Below are 1,317 nucleotides of genomic sequence, written 5' to 3' on the forward strand. Positions count from 1 at the left end.
TGATATTATCCCCTTTAGGTAGACAGTGTGAAAAAGACCATGTATACACATGGATGTTACACTATTACTTGGAGGGGATTTTTCATGGCCAAAAAAGGTACAACATTTAATACATACTCAAATGAGATAAAGTTATCAGCTGTTCAAAGTTATTTAAACGGTGAAGGAAGCTACGATATGATAGCGGAGAAATATCAGATTAGAAGCTCTACACAACTTAAAAATTGGGTGAAAAAATATAAAGAATGTGGTGAAATTACAGATACTCGTGGGGAAAATAATAAAATGAAAGGTATACCGAACCCTTTAAAAGGTAAACGGATTCATTTTAAAACTGTTGAAGAAGAGCGTGATTACTATAAGGCTCAGGTTGAATATTTAAAAAAGCAGTATCCAAATCTGTAAATGGGGGCGTACTAAAATATAAAGAACGATATCATATCATTGAATTACTAAAGAGAAAATATCCCGTTATATGGCTTACTAATTTTGCGGGTGTACATCGCTCAAGTTACTATAAGTGGATTCATACAAAAAGTATGAACAACATACGACTAGAATCCGATAAACGATTAAAAAAGGTAATTCAATCTATTCACCTAAAGCACAAAGAATATGGTTATCCACGTATGAAAATTGCTTTAGAAGAAGAGGGTTATTTTATAAATCACAAAAAGGTATATCGATTAATGAGTGAGCTTAACATTCAGTCTATTATTCGGAAGAAGCGTCGCTTCTTTAAAGGGAATTATTCTAATACTTTTCCAAATGTTTTAAACCGTGAATTCAAAGATCGCCAACAAAATGAAGCGCTTGTTACAGACATTACCTACCTACGATTTCAAGAGGGCTTCCGCTATCTTTCTGTTGTACAAGATATTTATAATAACGAAGTTGTTTCTTGGAAAATATCCAAGCGTAATGATAATGAACTTGTATTAGATACAATTGAACTGTTGGCACAAAAAAGAGATGTGCGTGGAACCATTCTCCATTCAGATCAGGGGTTCCAGTACACATCTCATGCCTACAACAAACGACTTTTAGATTTAGGTATCATTGGCAGCCACTCTCGCAAAGGAAACTGCCATGATAATGCCTGTATCGAGTCATTTTTCTCCCATTTTAAATCGGAGATGTTGTATTTGAATCATTTTAAAACAGAAGCGGATTTAATACAAGCAATTGAAGAATATATTTACTTTTATAACTATAAACGTTTCCAAAAACGACTCAACCATCGAGCTCCGATAGAATATCGAATCTCGATGGCTGCTTAGTCTTTTTAATACTGTCTACTTGACAGGGATAAGACCA

1 protein-coding gene is annotated in these 1,317 nt (G+C 34.0%); it reads left to right on the forward strand.

The window, feature by feature from the left end; all coding sequences use genetic code 11:
• Nucleotides 1-84: 84 nt before the first annotated feature.
• A protein-coding gene (locus JDS81_RS29740) for an IS3 family transposase (protein WP_368493273.1) occupies nucleotides 85-1,280 on the forward strand; the annotation gives its coding sequence in 2 pieces (ribosomal slippage) (nucleotides 85-379 and nucleotides 379-1,280; 1,197 coding nt in all).
• Nucleotides 1,281-1,317: the final 37 nt, after the last annotated feature.

Origin of the sequence: Bacillus cereus group sp. N31 (assembly GCF_016483245.1) — a bacterium.
In the GTDB taxonomy this organism is placed as follows: domain Bacteria; phylum Bacillota; class Bacilli; order Bacillales; family Bacillaceae_G; genus Bacillus_A; species Bacillus_A toyonensis.